General features: G+C 61.6%; 16 protein-coding genes. 5 read left to right on the top strand and 11 right to left on the bottom strand.

Annotated features, from left to right (window positions below):
• Positions 1-6 precede the first annotated feature (6 nt).
• The 6 genes from TERRO_RS21700 to TERRO_RS00815 are packed head-to-tail and all read right to left on the bottom strand — an operon-like array spanning position 7 to position 6,289.
• On the bottom strand, positions 7-1,476 hold the full coding sequence (locus TERRO_RS21700; RefSeq protein ID WP_014784091.1) for an ATP-binding response regulator: 1,470 nt from the start codon (positions 1,474-1,476) through the stop codon (positions 7-9).
• Complete coding sequence (locus TERRO_RS00835) at positions 1,469-3,607, bottom strand: ATP-binding protein (protein WP_014784090.1); 2,139 nt, start codon at positions 3,605-3,607, stop codon at positions 1,469-1,471. The genes TERRO_RS21700 and TERRO_RS00835 overlap by 8 nt, the downstream gene beginning before the upstream one ends.
• Positions 3,604-4,626, bottom strand: a complete 1,023-nt coding sequence (locus tag TERRO_RS00830) for an ATP-binding SpoIIE family protein phosphatase (RefSeq protein ID WP_157178211.1) — start codon at positions 4,624-4,626, stop codon at positions 3,604-3,606. Before TERRO_RS00830 ends, TERRO_RS00835 begins: the two co-directional genes overlap by 4 nt.
• Positions 4,627-4,637: 11 nt before the next feature.
• Positions 4,638-5,039 carry an anti-sigma regulatory factor gene (locus tag TERRO_RS00825; RefSeq protein WP_014784088.1) on the bottom strand — a complete coding sequence of 134 codons (402 nt, stop codon included), beginning with the start codon at positions 5,037-5,039 and terminating at the stop codon, positions 4,638-4,640.
• Entirely contained in the window at positions 5,023-5,418 is a 396-nt protein-coding gene (locus tag TERRO_RS00820) for an STAS domain-containing protein (protein ID WP_014784087.1), read from the bottom strand. Before TERRO_RS00820 ends, TERRO_RS00825 begins: the two co-directional genes overlap by 17 nt.
• Before the next feature lie 4 nt (positions 5,419-5,422).
• Positions 5,423-6,289: an STAS domain-containing protein gene (locus TERRO_RS00815; protein ID WP_041592386.1), complete on the bottom strand. Its 867-nt coding sequence runs from the start codon at positions 6,287-6,289 to the stop codon at positions 5,423-5,425.
• A 247-nt stretch (positions 6,290-6,536) separates the two neighbouring features.
• Here TERRO_RS00815 and TERRO_RS00810 point away from each other — a divergent pair, with 247 nt between their 5' ends.
• Positions 6,537-7,595 (top strand): M20/M25/M40 family metallo-hydrolase, encoded by a 1,059-nt coding sequence (locus tag TERRO_RS00810; RefSeq protein WP_014784085.1) that lies wholly within the window; start codon positions 6,537-6,539, stop codon positions 7,593-7,595.
• Between the two features lie 474 nt (positions 7,596-8,069).
• Positions 8,070-9,464 carry a hypothetical protein gene (locus TERRO_RS00805; RefSeq protein WP_014784084.1) on the top strand — a complete coding sequence of 465 codons (1,395 nt, stop codon included), beginning with the start codon at positions 8,070-8,072 and terminating at the stop codon, positions 9,462-9,464.
• A gap of 17 nt (positions 9,465-9,481) precedes the next feature.
• On the opposite strand, the gene TERRO_RS00800 is transcribed toward TERRO_RS00805, so the two are convergent.
• The 4 genes from TERRO_RS00800 to TERRO_RS00785 all read right to left on the bottom strand — a co-directional run bounded on the left by TERRO_RS00800 (position 9,482) and on the right by TERRO_RS00785 (position 11,904).
• Entirely contained in the window at positions 9,482-10,648 is a 1,167-nt protein-coding gene (locus TERRO_RS00800; RefSeq protein ID WP_014784083.1) for a pyridoxal phosphate-dependent aminotransferase, read from the bottom strand.
• 28 nt (positions 10,649-10,676) lie between these two features.
• Positions 10,677-11,084, bottom strand: a complete 408-nt coding sequence (locus tag TERRO_RS00795; RefSeq protein WP_014784082.1) for a MarR family winged helix-turn-helix transcriptional regulator — start codon at positions 11,082-11,084, stop codon at positions 10,677-10,679.
• Positions 11,085-11,151: 67 nt separating this feature from the next.
• Entirely contained in the window at positions 11,152-11,556 is a 405-nt protein-coding gene (locus TERRO_RS00790) for a hypothetical protein (protein WP_014784081.1), read from the bottom strand.
• Positions 11,557-11,640: 84 nt separating this feature from the next.
• Positions 11,641-11,904: a UBP-type zinc finger domain-containing protein gene (locus TERRO_RS00785; RefSeq protein ID WP_014784080.1), complete on the bottom strand. Its 264-nt coding sequence runs from the start codon at positions 11,902-11,904 to the stop codon at positions 11,641-11,643.
• Positions 11,905-12,063: 159 nt separating this feature from the next.
• Between TERRO_RS00785 and TERRO_RS00780 the strand changes: the two genes are divergently transcribed.
• On the top strand, positions 12,064-13,125 hold the full coding sequence (locus TERRO_RS00780; protein ID WP_014784079.1) for a DUF2235 domain-containing protein: 1,062 nt from the start codon (positions 12,064-12,066) through the stop codon (positions 13,123-13,125).
• Here the strand turns inward: TERRO_RS00780 and TERRO_RS00775 are convergent.
• Positions 13,122-15,578, bottom strand: a complete 2,457-nt coding sequence (locus TERRO_RS00775) for an endonuclease MutS2 (protein ID WP_014784078.1) — start codon at positions 15,576-15,578, stop codon at positions 13,122-13,124. The two genes, TERRO_RS00780 and TERRO_RS00775, sit on opposite strands and share 4 nt — an antisense overlap.
• Before the next feature lie 96 nt (positions 15,579-15,674).
• Here TERRO_RS00775 and hemB point away from each other — a divergent pair, with 96 nt between their 5' ends.
• Both hemB and TERRO_RS21695 read left to right on the top strand, forming a co-directional pair.
• Positions 15,675-16,664, top strand: coding sequence for a porphobilinogen synthase (gene hemB / locus TERRO_RS00770; protein WP_014784077.1), 990 nt, complete (start codon positions 15,675-15,677; stop codon positions 16,662-16,664).
• Between the two features lie 182 nt (positions 16,665-16,846).
• Positions 16,847-19,324, top strand: coding sequence for a putative bifunctional diguanylate cyclase/phosphodiesterase (locus TERRO_RS21695; protein ID WP_169315268.1), 2,478 nt, complete (start codon positions 16,847-16,849; stop codon positions 19,322-19,324).
• Positions 19,325-19,470 lie beyond the last annotated feature (146 nt).

The raw sequence follows: 19,470 nt of genomic DNA, 5'->3' as shown, positions 1-19,470 counted from the left end.
GAAAGCTTACGGCTGGATGTCGTCCATAGGCAGCGGCAGGAAGACATCGAAGATGGTGCCATGGAACTTGCCGGCGGTCCGTGTGCGCACACGAACGCTGCCACGATGCTTCCCGATCACCTCAGCGCTAAGCCACAGCCCCACACCAGATCCCTTCGACTCCTTCGTCGTATAGAACGCCTCGAAGATCCGCGGCAGAATCTCTTCCGGAATCCCGGGACCGTTGTCGCTGAACAGAAAGCGCACACCGCGGCGCCCCGTACTCACTTCCGTCGATTGAATGCAGCGAGCGCACAGCCGGCTGCCGCGTGTCCCGCCCAGGGCATCCAGCGCATTCGAAATGATATTGCTCAGCACCTGCCGGATCTCGCCCGGATGCACCATCAGCGAAACCGCGCATCCCGTCTTCGCATCCAGATCCACACGCCCGTTCAGGAACATCGAGCGGAAGATCGCCAGAACGCTCTGCAAAATCTCGTCCGAACGCGCCATCACAGGCTGCGACGATCCGCGGTGATACGCCAGCACCTGCTTGGTGATCTGGCTGATACGCGTCAACTCCGAGGAAGCCTGGTGCACATAGTCCTGCACATCCTCAGGCGGTGTCGACTCCATCTGCGCCAGGTACAGGAGGTTCTGCATCGCCTCCAGAGGATTGTTGATCTCGTGCGCGATCACATGCGCCAGCCGCCCCGTAGCCGCCAGCCGCTCGCTCAGCTTCAGCGTCTCCTGCAACTTCTTCTGGTCCGTGATGTCGGTAACCAGCAGGATCAGACCGCTCTCAATATTCGCGTCGGTACGGATGCGGTCATAGCGCACACGCAACCAACGGTCGCGATACACGATCTCCGTCGGTGCACCCAGCGCACCCTTCTGCAAAAATTCCGCAAACGGGTGCGTAAATTTCTCCTCGAAGATCTTCGCCAGCAGAGTCCCTTCCGCATCGGAAGACACCATCTCCATCAGCGAAAGAAACGTACTGTTCACCCGCACCAGCACGCCATCCGCATTTGCCAGCGCCACGCCATCGCTCAGCGCGTCGAACGTCGTCTTCCACTGCAGCGCCGAAAGCGACGACAGGCTCTCCGCCCGACGCATCCGCAGCAGCGCATTCACCTGCGCCACCAGGACCGTCGCCTCTACGGGCTGCGTCAGGTAACTGTCCGCGCCACCATCCAGCGCCTGCACACGGCTCTCATCACTCACAAACGCCGCAGAGATCTGCAGCACCGGGATGTTCAGCGTCAGCGGATTCGACTTCAATCTGCGGCTGACGTCGTACCCCAGCATGTCCGGCAGATTCACATCGCAGATAACCAGGTCCGGCAGCATCATCGCCTTCGCCATACCCTCGCGACCCGTCTCCGCCTCCTCCACGGTGTAACCCGCACGAGTCAGAATCCGCCGAAACACATACCGCGTCGCCTCCTGATCATCGATCAGCAGAATCCGGCCGGAACCGCGATCGCTAGACATGCACGCCGCCCGGCCGGGGATAGTGCGCGGTCACCGTCTGGATCAGCTCGGTCACACGCTCCGCTGCATCCGGCGTCGTCAACATCTGCTTCGGAAAGACGGTCACACCATTCGCCCGAAAGAACTCCTGCTCCGCCGGCTCCAGCATCTTCGTCGAATGCAGCACCACCGGGATGTCCTTCAACGCATCATTGCTGCGCAGATCCTTCAGCACCTCCATGCCGTTCAACCCCGGCATGTAGAAGTCCAGGAAGATCATCGCCGGCTGCACCGTCGCGGCCATGCGGATCCCCTCACGGCCGTCCCGAGCCTCATGCACCTCATACTCCGTATCCGCAATCTGCCCGCGCAGCACGTACCGTGAGACTTCGTTGTCATCGATCATCAGGATCGGCACGCGCCCCGCCGGCGACGTCAGCCGCGAAATCACGGCGATCATCTCATCCGGCGCAAACGGCTTGCTCAGGTAAGCATCCGCACCCGCGCCGAAGATCCGCCGCTCGTCATCCACAATGCTGATCACCAGCACCGGCAACGGCTGCGGCCCCGACTTCAACTCCCGCAGAAAATCCCACGTCGTCTCCGCCCGCAACATCACATCCAGAATCACGGCAGACGGCTGCACCTTCGCCAGGATGTTCTTCGCATACTCCACCGACGGCGCAGCATAGGCCTGGTAACCAGCATTCGCCAAATAACGCGCATAGATAAACGAAGTCTCGGCGTTGTCCTCAACAATCAAAATCAGCTTCTTACCCGGCTCAAAATCCGGCAGCTCAATCTCCGGATCCGGCGCCAGTCCGCCATAAACGCCCGGCAGCGTCAGCGTAAAGACGGACCCCTCGCCCACGGAACTCGTCACCCGAACCGAACCGCCCAGCAGCTCCGCCAGCTTGCGCGACAACGGCAGCCCCAGCCCCGTGCCCTTCACCCGCTTCTGCAGACTGCTCTCGATCTGACCGAACTCCTCGAAGATGATGTTCATGTCCGTCGGCGAGATCCCGATGCCCGTATCCGCCACATCGAACTCAATCTCACCATTCGCACAAGCCCGAGCCAAAACCCGAACCTCACCCCGCGGCGTGAACTTGATCGCGTTCGAGATAAAGTTCCGCAGGATCTGCGAAACCTTCTGCTCGTCCGTGAACAGCACCGGCAACTCTTCCGGCTCCTGAAACACCAGGTTCAGCGAACTGTCCGCAAGCAGTGGCCGCAGCATGCCGCGCAGCGCGCCAAACAGCTCATCCACGCGGAAGCTCTTAGCCTTCACCTCAAGCCGCCCGGCCTCTACCTTCGCCAGGTCCAGCAGGTCATCCACCATCTCACTCAGCTCACGTGCCGAGCGCTGGATGAACCGCACCTGCTGCTCCTGGTCGCCATTCAGCTCGCCGTCCATGCGGTCCAGCAACATGCGCGTCAGCGCCACAATCGAGTTCAGCGGCGTCCGGAACTCGTGCGACATATTCGACAGAAAGCTTGTCTTCAACTCCGAAGCGCGTCGCAGATAATCCGCACGCTCATCCAGCTCCGCATACAGCGCCACAACACCGCGGTTCGTGTCCTGTAGCTCTGAGTTCAACTGCAACAACTCTTCCTTGCGTTCGCGAAGCTCATTCAGAGTCTTCATCAACTCGCGGTTCTGCGTCTGCAGCTCTTCCACCGCTGTCGCCGGATGCTGGCGAGCCAGCACGCCCTGCAACTTCTGCAGATCGGAGCCATCCATACCGCGACGATGCGCCGGCAGCGACTTCCCAAACTGCACCGACGTTCCCGCAGGCGTCGTCGCAACGTTGAACTCGTCCATCAGCCGCTTCGTACCCAGCAGCCCCATCCCCATGCCGGTGCTCGACTTATAACCACCGCCCAGCACCTGGTCCAGGTGAGGAATACCACCGCCCGTGTCCGTCACACCCACGCGAAACATCGCAGCATCAGGGTCCACCGCAAACTCCACGGCGCCGCCCTTCGCATAACGAAACGCATTCCGCGCAATCTCGCTGACAGCCGTCGCAATGCGGATCTGGTCATGGTGATCGAAGCCCAGCGCCTCCGCGATCGAACGCCCACGCTGCCGTGCGCTCACAACGTCACGCTCACTCGCCAACATCAACCGATGCAGTTGCTGCGTCATGCGGGCGTCCCCTCCAGGGCAGCGCCCACTGGCGCCACCAACACCGTCGCATCGTCACGACGGCGCGTGAAATCCCGGTACAACAAACCAGCCATTAGCATGGGATGCCGATGCTGCACACCGGCGTAACTCCCCAGCTCTGCGCGCGTATTCAGACCGTCCGAAAACATCAGCAGCAACGCATTCGGCTCAATGGGATACGTGTACTCCTGCACAACACGCGGCAGCACCGCACCCAGCGTACCGTTCTGAGAAACCATCGTGCGGCTGCTCGTCCCTGAGACCAGCATCGCCGTCACATTTCCCACGCCTGCATACGTACAGATCTTCCGGTCATGATCCACAATCGCAACCGACATCGCCGCACCACGCGTCTTCTTCAACGCATCGTGCGAGCGCTGCACCATCTCCGTCGCTGTCTCACCGGAGTACTGGCGCACGGTTTCGATCGCCTCCAGCGCAGCCTCGTTCGCACCCACACCATGGCCCAGGCCGTCCACCACCATGTACAGCGATCGCGTCGCCTCCGGCCGCAGCAGGTATCCATCCCCGCACTTCGTCTCGCCCTTTACCGGGATGCTGACCACACCCAACTCCGAAACAACCGGCGGCCGACCCAGCCGGAACCGGCTCCAGCTCACCGTACCCTTCCCCACCGGAGAGAAGACTGAACTCTCATCCGCCAGCCGCTGCACCGCACCCAGACCCTGCCCGGCAGTCCCTGCGGTCGAGAAGCCATCCTCCATCGCACGAGCCATATCGCGTATGCCCGGCCCTGCATCCAGCGCCAGCACATCCAGCCATACCGGGCCGCCGTCCTCGCCAAACGGACACAGCAAAACCTCGCCACCACGCCCGTGGAGCAGGACGTTCGTCGCCATCTCCGTAACGGCAATGCCAATATTGCTGCGCCGCTCTTCGTCAAAACCCAGTGCCTGCGCATGCTGCACAGCCACGCGGCGTGCCTCACCCACAGAGCTTTGATCCGTGATCATCGTGGAGCTATGTATCTGCGGCAAACGTCTCTCTCTTACTTCCAGCGAATGATCGTCACAGTCGTTCCGTGGCCGGGCTCACTCTGAATGTCGAATTCGTTCACCAGCCGCTTGCTGCCGCTCAAGCCCAAACCCATGCCGCCGCCCGTCGTGTAGCCGTCGCGCAACGCCAGTTCCATATTCGGAATGCCTGGTCCTTCATCCTGAAAGACCAGCTTGATGCCCTTCCTCGCGCCGTTCTCCACCATGTGCGCCGTCATGCTGCCGCCGCCGCCATGCTCCAGCGTGTTCCGCGCCAGTTCACTCGTGGCCGTGACAAACTTCGTCATATCCACCAGGCTGAACTTCAGCTCGCCGGCCCACGCCCGCACGATCTGCCGGACACGCACCACATCATCGGACGTCCGCACCGGAAACGTCTCAGACTTCAACGCCATCGGCCTCTTCCAGCTCGCGGTTTTCGCCGATGTACTCAGCCAGCAACTGCATCCCGCGCTCCACATTCAGCGCGGTTTTGATGCCCGGCAACGACATGCCAAGCTCCACCAGCGTGATCGCAACTGCCGGCTGCATGCCCGTCAGCACCGTCTGCGCATCCAGCACGCGTGACATCGCCGCAATGTTCGCCAGCATCCGCCCAATGAACGAATCCACGATCTCCAGCGACGAGATATCGATCAGCACACCGCGCGACGCATACTTCGAAATCTGCGACGTCAGGTCCTGCTGCAGCGTCATCGCCAGCTCGTCGTGCATGTCCACCTGGATCGTCACCAGCAGACACTCGCCAACCTTCAGGATCGGGATACGGTCCATAGGCCTAAGCTTCCTTCTTCTCTGGCTTCGCGACAGACTTCAGCGAAACCACCGCTTTACCAACCCGCTGCAACGCAACGGCAAAGGCATCCGAGAGCTTCGCCTTCGTCTGGATGTCCGCCAGATCGATGCCCAGGTGAACGATCGTCTGCGCAATCGCCGGACGGATACCGCTCAGGAAACAGTCCGCACCCATCAGCCGCGCCGCCGTAATCGTCTTGATCAGGTGCTGCGCGACCAGCGTATCCACCGTCGGCACACCCGTAATGTCGATGATCGCAACCTGGCTGTTCGTCTCCACAATGGCTGACAGCAGCGACTCCATCACCACCTGCGTCCGTGCGGAGTCCAGCGTTCCGATCAGCGGCAGTGCCAGTACGCCATCCCAAAGCTTCACCACCGGCGTCGACAGCTCCAGCATCTCTTCCTGCTGCCGCGCGATCGTCTGTTCGCGATAGCCAATCGCCGTATCCACCGTCAGCATCGACAGCTTATCCAGCAGATTGCCCACAGCCCAGTTCTCATTCAGCAACTCCGCAGGGTTTGCCTTCAAGGCATCCCGCAGGGCATGGAAGATGGGCTGCTTCAGCGACAGCACAAACATCGCCGTCTCAGCCGGCGTAAACCCACGCTCCATGCGCGACTTCGCAATGTCCTGCAGGAAGGCCCGGATCGGAGCAAACGCCTCAGACTGAATATCCTGACTCTTAGCCGACGCCTCGCCAAATAACCGCAGCAACTCACCCGCCTGCTGCTTCAGATCCGTGTTGTTCATCAGGTCGCCGCGCCGCGTAGCGCTGGCCATCTCATCCAGCCAACCGGAAAGGATGGCAGTTTCATTCGTCTGGATCACCTGCTGAAATGCGCTCACGTAGGCCCTGCCTCTGAAAATATCTTGGGAATTGCAGTCCGTATTGTAGCGCCGCAGAATCGACGGCGCCGTTCCCAACGGCACACCTGTACCTTCCATTCCCGCACGAAAGTCCCGTCCAGAGATGCAGAAGAAGCGGGTGCACCACGTCCCGCTTCTGATCCATCGGTGCCACGCGGACAACTGCACACCGAAACACTCCAGCACCACCCTTGTGATCCGACCTCACCACAGGTAAAGTCCGGCTATGCGACGCATCCTGTCCCTGGCCGCTGCGGCCCTTCTCGTCACAAGCCTCCACGCACAGAAACCCGACCCGGCCCTCGCCGCGCACGTCCGCGCCGACATGGACTTCCTCGCCTCCGACGAACTCCACGGCCGCGGCTCACTCACCCGCGATGAACACCTGGCTGCGCAGTACTGTGCCACCGTCTTCGAAGGCCTGGGCCTCAAGCCCGCCGGCGACAACGGCACCTATCTCCAGAAGATCCCCGTTGACCTATCCAACATGGGCCCCCGCAGCAAACAGCGTCTTGCCGTCTATGAAGACGCGCCCCGCACCGAGACCTGGAACGCCATCGCCATCCTTCCTGGCACCGATCCGAAACTCAAGGACGAGGTCATTCTCCTCACCGCGCATCTCGATCACCTGGGCGTGCTGAAGACCCCGGTCAACGGCGACGCCGTCAACAACGGTGCCGACGACGACGCCAGCGGCACCACCGCAGTCCTCAACCTCGCCCGCGAACTAGCCGCAGGCAAAGCGCCCAAGCGCACCGTAGTCTTCGCACTCTTCGGCAGTGAAGAAATGGGCGGCTACGGCGCAAGGGGCTTCCTCGCCAAACCGCCCGTACCGCTCACCAGTCTCGTGGCCAACCTCGAATTCGAAATGATCGGCCGCCCCGACCCGCTCGTCCCCAACGGCACCCTCTGGCTCACCGGCTACGAACGCAGCAACCTCGGCCCCGAACTCGCAAAGCACGGCGCAAAGATCGTCGCAGACCCGCACCCCAAAGAAAACTTCTTCATGCGCAGCGACAACATCGCCCTCGCACGCAAAGGCATCATCGCCCAGACCGTCTCAAGCTTCGGCCTGCACACCGACTACCACCACGTCACCGACGAGCTGAAAACCATCGACTTCCCCTACATGACCAGCGCCATCGCAGGCATGGAGTCCAGCATCCACTGGCTCACCGACACCAACTGGAAACCAGACTGGCTCCCCAACGGCAAACCAGACCCCAACCCACCCGCGCCAACAACACCCAGACCGGCGGCACCCGTACCAGCAGCGAACCAGTAAGTCAGACACAGCCCACATATCAGAGCGCGTGAAGAACCCCACATCTTGAAGCGGCCAGGAAATCGGGTGCCCCACGTCTCGCCTCTGAGACGTGGGTTCCAGCCCGTACGGCACGCACCGTAGGTCTTGAAACTCCTCAACTTCAAACCCTGTCAAGCCCCGAAACCGCCTAACCAACTCATTCCAAACGACATAAAGTTGGCGGGTAATTACCCGCGACTCACTACAATAGAAGTAGGCCCAAACAACCCGCAACCATCGGCGTCGCGTAAGTCCTTTGTTATCTAATTTTTGCCCGTAACCCCAATCGAATCTAATTTTTACGGGCACCGCAAAACCTAAGTCCTTTGTTATCTAATTTTTGCGAAACCAAGGGGGGAGGGGTACCCCCCACCGGACGTGTAGAACGAGTGAGTGGTATATCTAACTCATCCCCCGTTTCTGCTGTGCATCTTCGCTTCTCTGGAGTGACGTATGCCGTTCCGGTTCGCCACACGCGCCGCTGGCGCACTTGCCGTCGTTGCCGCAGCCGCCGGTCTAATGGGCCAGTACGGTGGGGCACCCATCTGGTGGGAAGCAGGCAGCAATGAACGCATGCCCTTCTCCTCTGTCTTCAAAAACAACGCAGGCGACCTCCTCGTCTACAACGCAGGCGGCGAGACCACAGCAGGCACCCACCCCTTCTTCACCCCGCTCGGCTCCAACGGCCGAGGCTGCATCACCTGCCACCAGCTCTCCAACGCCATGAGCGTCTCGACCGACCGCATGCAGGAGCGCTGGGCCACCACCGGCGGCCGCGACGCCGTCTTCGACACCATCGACGGCGCCAACTGCCCCGATCTGCCGCAACGCGAACGCGCCTCGCACTCGCTCCTTCTGGAACGCGGTGTCTTCCGCATCGACCAGCATTGGCCCGCGGCAGGCGTCACGCCAGACTTCACCATCGAGGTCGTGCGCGACCCAACCGGCTGCAACACCAGCGCGAAGTACGGCCTGCACGCCGCAACGCCGACCATCAGCGTCTATCGCCGCCCACGCATCACCGGCAACCTCAAGTACCTCGACGCAGGCGCAGCCTTCACCGCAGACAGCCGAGCCACCACGCTGGAAGCGCAGGTACTCGACGCCATCCAGAAGCACGAGCAGGGAGCAGCCATCGCGCCGGAAGACATCAAGCGCATCGTGGACTTCGAGCGCGAGATCTACGTCGCGCAGGGCCGCGATGAGACCGCAGGAGATCTAAGCACCTTCGGCGCGCCCCCGCTCCTCGGCGCATGGAGTCTCGGCCGCACCAAACCGGACTCATCGGCCTCCGGTATGATGACCGTCGCAAACTGGGCCGGCAACAAGCCCTCGGCAGAGACCGACTTCCGCCGCTCCGTCGAACGCGGCAGCGTCCTCTTCAGCACACGCACCTTCGCCATCACAGAGACAGCGAACCTGCATCGTGGCAACGGCCGGACACCGGTAGAAGGCACCTGCGCCACCTGCCACAGCGAACGCATGACCGGAGCAAACGCCCAGCAGCCGTGGATGGACATCGGCACCACGTCGCTGCCATGGTCAGGCGACCAGAAGGATCTGCCGCTCTTCAAGGTCACCTGCGCCGCCAACGCAGCACCGCATCCCTACCTCGGCCGCGTGATCTACACCAACGACCCCGGTCGCGCCCTGGTCACCGGCAAGTGTGCCGACGTAGGCTCGCTGGTCATGCAGCAGTTACGCGGCCTCGCCGCACGCGCGCCCTACTTCACCGGCGGCTCGGCCAAGGACCTGCGCGCCGTCATCGACTTCTACGACCGACGCTTCCGCGCCAGGTACACCGAGCAGGAGAAGCAGGACCTGGTGAACTTCATGAGCGTGCTCTAGACCAGCCGCAGTGCGCGTTAAGAGTCCTTCAACCGGCGCAGCCGCGCGCACGCCTCATCCAGATCACCATCGCGCTTCGCAAAGCAGAAGCGAAGCAGGTTCTCGCCACCGCCTTTGCGGAAGAACGCTGAACCGGCGACCGACGCAACGCCAGTGCGCCGCAGAAGATCACGTGCCTTCTCCGCCGATGTCGTTCCGTTGAGCGGCGTCGCATCAGCCAGGATGTAATACGCTCCATCTGGCGTATGCGGCGTGAGACCAGCATCGGTCAGCGCAGCAAGTGTCTTCGCACGCTTCACCTCATGGTCGCGAGCCATATCGGTGTAGAAGCTCGGCGGTAACTGCTCCAGCCCCGCAGCGCAACCGTGTTGAAACGGCGCCGGCGCGCAGACATACGTCAGGTCGTGGAAGTAGCCAATCGACGGCGTCCACTTAGCATCCGCCACCACCGATCCAACACGCCACCCGGTAACGCTGAAGGTCTTCGAGAACCCCGACAGCGTAATCGTGCGAGCGCGCATGCCAGGCAGCGTCGCCATACTGATGTGCTCGTGGCCGGGATAGACGAAGTGCTCGTAGATCTCGTCCGAGAAGACGAACAGATCATGCTCAATGGCAAGCTCGGCCAGCGCCTCAAGCTCCGTGCGTGTGAAGACCTTGCCCGCAGGATTCGACGGTGTGTTGATGACGATCAACCGCGTCTTCGGCGTAATCGCCGCGCGCACCACATCGATATCCAGCGCCCACGAGCCATACACAAGCGGCACAATAACCGGCGTGACACTCATGCTGCGCAGCGTGCCAGCGTGATAGCCGTAGAGAGGCTCGAACAGGATTGCCTCATCGCCCGCATCCAGCAGCGCCAGCGCAGCAGAATAGAACGCGCCCGTCGCACCGCTGGTCACCATCACCTCACGCTCCGGATCGAGCGTGATCGCATTCCGTCGCTGCCAGTCACCAGCGATCGCTTTACGCAGCCGCAGGATGCCATCCTGTCGCGTATAGATGTTGTGGCCCTCATCGATCGCAGCCTTCGCAGCCTCACGCACGACAAGTGGAACTTCTGTATCGCAGATGCCCTGCGCCATGTTGATGCCGCCGACCTCATCAGCCAGCAGACTCATCGCCCGGATCTCGCTCTGCACCGACCCCGGCGCAAGCGCACTGGTTCGCAGCTTACTCATGCAGGCCATCTTACTGCGGTAAGCGAACTCAGTGCAGCGCCTGCACCATCCGTTGCAACGCCTTCCGAGACGAACTGGCAGTGTCGCCAAGCATCGCCAGCGATTCGTCATGCGCGACCTGCCAAAGCGGCATGGCCTTCGCCAGCCGCCGCGCGCCCGCGGCCGTGATTGCATAGATCGTCTGCCGCGCATCGTCCTCATTGGGTCGAGCCGCCAGCAGCCCTGCATCAATCAGCGGCCGCACATTCCGCGAGAGCGTTGTCTTGTCCAGGGCCAGCCCCTCGGCCAAGGCGCGGCCAGCGCTCGGGCCCATGCCTTGCAGCATCGCCAGCGTCTCAAACTGCGTCGCGGTCAGGCCGGCCGGCGCCAGCGCCGCATCGTAACGAGCAGTCAGAGCGCGCGCCAGACGACGCGATTGTGCGCAGAAGCAGAACATGTTGGCGGATCTCCTGTCTCTATCCTGTCATCCCGCGCCTGACAGCGGGTTGCCAACGGTCAAGACATTACTTCGCCTGCGAATTCGGCAGCAAATAGTTAAGCGGACTCAACGGACCGATCGGGATGAGATCGAACTTCATCAGTCCAGCAACGCCAAGCGGCAACTTCTCCAGCAGCTCATGCGCTTCGTCCACAGTCGAGACATTCATCAGGAACACAACACCGCGCGTGTCCTTACGCACGTACCAGGAATCGATCTTCCCCGCGAGATACAGCCGCACCGTAGCTGGAACCTCCTGCGACATCATCTTCGTCGCGGCAGGTCCCGCCTCGGCGGTCGTCATACTGCCGATCGCAAGTACTTTCGTGGTGGGCACGGCTGCCATACCCGGCAGAGCCTTAGCAGGTGCCTGCGCGACAGCCGCAGGCAAAGCAAGTGAGCCAGCAAGTAAAGCAAGAACGAGACGCATCAGAGATCTCCTTCGACAAACTAGTTGCATATGCAACTAATTACAGGAAGCGAGATGTGAGCGCAACAAAAATCGATCGGCGATCTATTCAAACTCGAGGCCGACCTCGTCGATGTAGCACCAGCCCCAGCTTTCGCCGGGCTCAATGGACTGCATGATCGGGTGCTCCGTCGCGCGGAAGTGCTTCGTCGCGTGCTTGCCGACCGAAGCATCGCAACAGCCGACATGGCCGCACGTCAGGCAAAGCCGCAGGTGTACCCATGAGCCGCCAATCTTCAGGCACTCTTCACAGCCATTCGTCTTCGGCGATACATCGTTGATCTGGTCGGTGTGCGTGCAGCGTGCCATAAGGTGCCCCTGATTCACTCTAGCGTAAGAGGGATAACGGAAGCCGGAGCGGGTCTCCCAAGACACCCGGAAGTTTTTGCTGGCGTTGCGCGCCGGCTCAGGAACATAATTGGCCGAAATTCATCTCCACGTTTCTAAGTTGCAGACTCAGGAGTTCTTATGGCGAAGAAGATCATTCTTTGTGCGGACGGTACCTGGAACGCTCCGGCAGGAGTGGATGACACAGGTGGCGGCACCAACGTCTGGAAGCTCTACTGTGCCATCCCGGACACGCCCGACCAGTTGAAGTTCTATGACAGTGGCGTAGGCACCAAGGGCAATCCCATCGACCACATTACCGGCGGCGCCATGGGGCAGGGTCTGTTTGAGAAGGTGCAGGACTGTTACTCCTACCTGTCCCATGTCCACGACCCCGGCGACAGCATCTACCTCTTCGGTTTCAGTCGCGGCGCCTACACCGCACGCAGTGTTGGCGGCATGATTGCCGGCTTTGGTGTTCCCACAAAGAACCTGTCCAACGCCACTACATCGGAGATCTTCGCTGCTTACCGAGAGCGCGATCCGCAAAAGCGTGCCGCCCTGAAGGCGAAGGTGACCGAGGATTACGGCCTGCAGCCAGTCACCATCGCCATGGTCGGCGTGTGGGATACGGTTGGCGCCCTTGGCATCCCGGGCGTGATGTTCCACTTTCTCAACGATAACGAGTATGGCTTCCTGGATACGAAGCTCAGCGACTGCGTCTCAAGGGCCTACCATGCCATCAGCATCGACGAACGGCGCGCAGCGTTTCAGCCGACTCTATGGACCGACCCGGCCGGCGGATTTCTAAAGAACAACGAACGTGTCGAACAGGTGTGGTTCACCGGCGTTCACTGCGATGTCGGCGGCAGCTACCCGGAGGCACAACTCGCCGACATCACCTTGGGATGGATGATGCACAAGGCCATCGAAAACGGGATCGAGCTGCTGACGAGCGCTGACAAATACCTTAAGGTCGATGTGCCGCACCACGCCGGTCCTGCGCACGACGAGTGGAAGCTCGTACCCTGGGGGCTCGCGAAACACCGCGAGGTTCCCGAAGGAGCACATCTGGCCAACAGCGTCTATCTCCGCTGCACCGATCCAAAGTACCGGCCTCAAAACCTGAAGTGGACTAACAATACCCTGTCCGGTTATGAAATCACGCAGGTCATGCCTTACAAAAAACCCGCCTGGGGCTAGTTTCTCAACTCCACCAGCGTCGCGCCCTGGCCGCCTTCGTTATACGGCGGCTCCGTGACGCCGATGACATGCGGATGCTTCTTCAGGTACTCGCGCAAACTGCGGCGCAGGATACCCATGCCGGTTCCATGGACGACGCGGATCGTCCCACGGCCCGCAAGAAATGCCTGGTCGAGAAACCGCTCGACCTCATCGCGAGCCTCGTCCGCCGTGCGCCCGATCACGTTGATCTCGCCCGGCACCATGTCCGGCTCGCGTGCGACGACGTTGATCCCGCGTTTGCTTGCCGCCTGAATCGGAGACTGCTTCGGAGCGGGCACCGTCACCTTTGCGATGTCATCCTTGGGCACACGCATCTTCATAGGACCGATAGAGACCTCGAAGGTCTTGGCATCGATGACGCGCTCCACCTTCGCCTCGCGCCCCATGGACTTGAGCAGGACCGTATCTCCAACGGAGACCTCGCGCACCACATGCGGCTGCGCTGCGGGATCCTTCTTGTCCGCACCGGAGACGTGTGCGACCACAACCTGGTTGAAGCTCTCCTGGAACTCACGTTTCAACCGCGCAATGCGGCGGTCGGCCTCGGCACTTGCCTTACGCTGCGCACTCTTGTCCTCGATGCCCTTCACGCTCTCGCGCATCTGGAACTCGAACTCCTTCATCAGCGAGCCCAGCTTCACTTCCAGCTCGCGCGCTCGCTGCCGCTGTTCCACCTTGCCCTCGGACTCCAGGCGCTGGCGTTCGCGATCTACCGCAATCTCACGCGCGCGAATCTCAGCGCGTTCCTTCCCGACAGCCGTGAGCTGCGTATGCAGCTCGTCCAGAAAGCGTGCGATGTCGGCAGATTGCGTCGTCACGGACGCGCGCGCGGCGCTAATCATCCCCGCGTCAAGTCCAAGTCGCTCAGCGATGTTGATACCGCTCGAAGCACCTGGAACGCCCATACGCAGTTCGTAAGTAGGCGCCAGTGTCCGTTCGTCGAATCCTACGGCCGCGTTCACCACGCCATCGTGCTTGGCCGCGTAGATCTTCAGCGACGTAAGGTGCGTCGTGATCATGCTCCACGCACCCATCGTCAGGAAGCGCTCGCTGATGGCCACGGCCAACGCTGCGCCCTCTTCCGGATCGGTCGCCGAACCAAGCTCATCCAGCAGCACCAGCGAACGAGGATCGGCCTCACGCGCGATCTGATTCACATGCGAAATATGCGCAGAGAACGTCGACAGGTTGCGCTCGATCGACTGCGCATCGCCAATGTCCGCATACACAGCGGCAAAGATGGGAAGCCGCGCCAGCTTCGCCGGAACGGGCAGGCCAGCCTGCGCCATCAGCGCCAGCAGACCAACGGTCTTAAGCGCAACGGTCTTACCGCCCGTATTCGGACCACTGATGATGAGCTGCTTCGCAACGCCTGGCAGTCCCAGAGTCAGTGGCACAATCTTCGCCTTCTCCGACCGCATACGCAGTTCCAACATGGGATGGCGCGCGGCTTCCAGGCTCAAGGCAGCATCGTCGCCATGCGGCTTGCCGTCGGTGAAGATTGGCCGAACGCAATCCAGGTCCTGCGCAAACTTGGCATAAGCAAAGTGCGCTTCGACCTCCGCAAGAACCTCGGTGCCCCGCGAGAGCGAGCCGGCCTGCTCCCCAACCGCCTGCGTCATGGAAATGAGGATGCGGTGGATCTCAGACTGCTCCTCGTCCATCAGGCGCACAAGTTCGTTGTTAAACTCGATGGTCTCCATCGGCTCCACGAAGACAGTCTGTCCCGACGACGACGAACCATGGATGACGCCCGGCACCTTGCGACGAAACTCCGCCTTCACCGGGATCACGAAGCGTTCGCCGCGGATGGTGATCAGGTCTTCCTGCGTTCCGCCGGCGTCGCTGACCGCGCGCAGCTGCCGCCGCAGGCTCTCTTCAATGGCTTTGTGCTGGCGATCCATCGCCTTGCGAATCCGCGCCAATTCCGGCGATGCGGAGTCGGCAAGCGTGCCGTCCGCCTCAATCTTGCCGCTGATCGCCTGCAGCAGCTTGTAGTAGTTCGCGATCAGCACCGGGTGCGAGAGCGCCGTGATCGCGGGCCACTTGCCGGCAATGTAGTCGGGTGGCTCCGTAACGACATTCCGCCAATCGGCAATTAACTCCGCCAGCTCCGCGATCCGGCGCAACTCCAGCGGCTCAAGCGCGGCGTTCGGAATACGGGCCTTATCGAGCAGAACATCGGCGTCGAAGAGGCCCTGAAATCCAAGCGTGCCGCCGCCGGCCAGATAAGTGCGGAGCTCCGCAGTCAGGTTTTGGGCACGTTCGATGCCCTGGATGTCGCGGGATGGCTCAAGCGCAAGGACGCGGGCGCGGCCCAGTGGCGACTGGGTACGGCCGGCCAAATGGTCGCGCAGGCGCGTCCATTCCAGGGCGGCGGCGCTGGTCTCGCGGAGCGGGGTGTAATTCATGGTCACAGGGGAGATGGTATTCGCTTGCACAGGCACAGTGCATTAGACGCTCGCCACCGCCGCGGCGACGCGGGCCATGCGGCTTACACTGGTGCCATGCACTTTCCCGTCACACGCATGCGTCGTCTCCGCAAAACCAGCGCGATGCGCTCGCTGACGCAGGAGACCTTCCTGCAGCCGTCGCAACTCATTTACCCGCTTTTCCTGTGTCCAGGCGAAGGTGTGAGAAAGCCCATCAGCAGCATGCCGGGGGTCTTTAATCTGTCGATCGATGAGGCGGTAAAGGAAGCAGCCGAATGTGCGGCATTGGGCATTGGCGGACTGCTGCTCTTTGGCCTGCCGGAGAGCAAGGATGCCGAGGGCAGCGGCGCCTGGGCCGAAGATGGCATTGTGCAGCGGGGACTCCGTGCGCTGAAGGCAGACGCATCGCTGCGGTCACTCGTCCTCATCGCCGACACCTGCCTGTGCGAATACACCAGCCACGGCCACTGCGGCCCGCTGGAGGGCGAGGGCGTGGACTGCACCGTGAACAACGACGCCACACTGCCGCTGCTTGCACGCACGGCCGTCTCGCAAGCGCGCGCCGGCGCCGATATCGTGGCACCCAGCGACATGATGGACGGCCGCGTGGCCGCCATGCGTGACGCGATGGACGAAGCCGGCTTCGCCGAGACACCCATCATGAGCTACGCCGCAAAGTTCGCCAGCGCTTTCTACGGACCATTCCGCGAAGCAGCAGACTCCACGCCACAGGCAGGCGATCGCCGTGGCTACCAGATGCAGAGCGCCAACATCCGGGAGGCAATGCGCGAGATCGAACTGGACGTCGCAGAGGGCGCAGACATGTTGCTCGCCAAGCCGGCCGGCCCGTACCTCGACGTGATCCGCGCAACACGGGAGCGCTTCGACCTGCCGCTGGGCGCCTACCAGGTCAGCGGCGAATACAGCATGCTGCACGCAGCTTTCGAGCGCGGCTGGCTTGATCGCGACCGCGCCACGCTTGAGAGCCTCTTTGCAATCCGCCGCGCTGGTGCCGACTTCATCGTCACGTATTTCGCGAAAGACGCCGCAAAACTCTTAGGTTAGCTTCCAGCGCAAGATTCCAATGGTTCGCACTGTTGCGTGGGAGTATGCTGGCGATTCCGCCATGACTCTGACGTGGGATGCCCGTGAGAGTCCGAGCTCCCTATGCTGGTTCGGATAGCTTGGGCCTGCCCGCGAACTTGCAGGTCATCGGCATCGTTTTTGTATCTGGAAAATTGGTACAAGTGGAAGCGAACCTCTTCGATCTGGCGTTGCTGTCGGTCTTGATCCTGTTCTTTGGGATTCTGCAGTCGCATCGTTCTCAACGCGAATATCGAATGTGGCTCGTCGCCTGGATCGTGGTGATGGCGAGCATGCTTGTCTACTCGCCGGCGCTCCGTTCGACAGGCTGGCAGATGGTCACGGAGTGCATGCGGGTCGATCTGCTTGTGCTTGGCGGTCTCGTCTTTCTTCTCTCATTCGTCGAGCAGCAGACGAGCCGAAACCGCCTGATCCGGGATATTGCCCTTCTTTGGGTTCCCTGCTGCGTTCTACTCAACCTTCTCTCCATCTCTGTGGCTTATCCGTGGCTCTGCGTTGCCGTCATTCTGGCTGGCGAAACCGTTGTGATGTACCTGGCGGAGCAGCTCGTCCCGGAAGGCCTGCCGCGACAGCTGATCCGTCTGGAAGGCCTGTTGGGCACGGTCGCTTTATTGGTAGCGGTCTGGTCAGGAAACCCCAGCATGGCTCTGAGCGTGGTGCTGGCCGAGGTTTTCATCGCCTGCGCCATCCTTCTTTCGGTAAGCCGCAACAGTGATGGCGCCGGAAAATGGACGAGCGTCTCCGGGTTCGTCGCATGGGGCGTGCTGTATGCGATCTATCAGATGACCGACATCTGGCCTTCAGTCTCCATCGTTCTCGGCCATACGTGGAGTCTGCCGAAGTACATGGTGGGATTCGGCATGATCCTGATGGTCGTGGAAGATGACACGGAACGAATCTCCAGCCTCAGCGAAGAGTATCGGCTGCTGTACGAGAGCAACCCCCATCCGATGTTCATCTTCGATCCTGCAACGGCCCGCTTTCTCTCCGCAAATGATGCGGCGGCCGCCGCATATGGCTACAAGCTGGAAGAGTTCCTCACCATGACGCTCTTCGACATTCGACCCACCGAGGATCACCAGAAGCTGGCCCTGGAGCTGGCCCAGTTACATGGTGGGAGACAGATATGGCGCCATCGCCGGAAGAATGGCGAAGTATTCGAGGTTGAGATCACGGGGCACGACGTTTCCTTCGGCGGGACCAAGGCGCGCTTTTCCATGTGCATCGACATCACGGAACGTGAACGGCTGAACCGGGAACTGATCTACAGCGCACAGCACGACGTACTGACCGGTCTTGCCAACCGTCTCCTGCTGGAGGAACGCGCGCAGCAGGCTCTGGCCCGCGCCGCTCGTGACGGCAGCAAGATGGCAATCCTGACCATCGACGTCGACCGCTTCAAACAGGTCAACGATACCTACGGCCACATGGTAGGCGATGAGTGCCTGAAGGGCATCGCAGCACGACTGATGACCCGCGTACGCGAAGCCGATACTCTGGCTCGCACCGGCGGGGAGGAGTTTACGGTCCTGATTGGAGGACTTACCTCCACACGCGGTGCGCAGGCGGCGGCAGCATCGCTGCTCGGCACACTCGTGAAGCCGCTAACGCTGTCCGACAACGAGATCGCCGTCTCCGTCAGCATCGGCGTTGCAGTGTACCCGGATGACGGAGCCGATCTCGAGACCATCCGGAAACGTTCCGACAAGGCCCTCTACGCGGCCAAGCGCATGGGCGGCGGTCGCGCCTTGATGACCACGGACGAGCAGGCCGGCGAGGAGGAGTCCGCCGTCAATATCGAATCCGCTCTCCGCGACGCCCTGCAGACGGGCGGCCTAGAACTCGTCTATCAGCCCATCTTTGACGCCACCGGCCGCTTCGCACGGGTGGAGGCTCTCGTCCGTGGCCGGGGAGACTATCTGCGCAAAGTGGGCCCCGGAGCTTTCATCCCGGTCGCGGAGGAGAGCGGTCTGATCGTCTCACTGGGCCGCTGGGTTCTGGAAGAGGCATGCCGGCAGATGGCGGATTGGCGCGAGCGCAACCTGCCGGTCTTCGACTTCGCCGTCAACATCTCGGCACGCCAGCTCGTCCAGGCCGACTACACCGATTCGGTACTGCAGACTCTCGAGAGGTACGGTATACCGCCAGCACTTCTCCACCTCGAGTTGACGGAAACCACCCTGATGGGCGACTTCAGCGCGATGGCGCGGATCATGAAGCGCCTGTCCGAGGCAGGAGTGCTCTTCTCCATCGACGACTTCGGCACCGGTTACTCGTCGCTCGCCCGCCTCAGCGAACTGCCCATCTCCACGCTGAAGATCGATCGCTCGTTCGTGATGAAACTGCTGGAGAGTGAGGCAGCCGTCGGCATCGTTCGAGCCATCGTCAACATGTCCCGGCATCTGCGGCTGGAAGTGGTTGCAGAGGGCGTCGAGCGGCCCGAACATATCAAGCTGCTGCTGGCCCTGGGATGCCACAAATTCCAGGGCTTCTACCTCAGTCGTCCCCTCTCGCCGGAAGCGCTGGAAGCAGCTGCCTTCGCTGGCGACACCGCCTTCGACCCATCACCCTTCCGCGGGTATGTCCCCGTGGAGGATCTGGATGCGATCGTTTCGGCCTAACGAAGGACGTCGCCGGGTTCCGGATGCATCGTTCGATAATCGCAAGCATCTTGACGTTGGGCGTATCCTTTAAGGGATGTGCGGGCTAAGGTCCGCGCCTGCAGGCCGGCCCCGTAGAACCAACCAGGCTTGCAATTTGGAAAGGG

The sequence above is a fragment of the Terriglobus roseus DSM 18391 genome (genome assembly GCF_000265425.1).
Taxonomy (GTDB): Bacteria; Acidobacteriota; Terriglobia; order Terriglobales; family Acidobacteriaceae; genus Terriglobus; species Terriglobus roseus.
The sequence above is the reverse complement of the archived record's forward strand: the minus strand, read 5'-3'. Positions and strand labels throughout refer to the sequence as shown.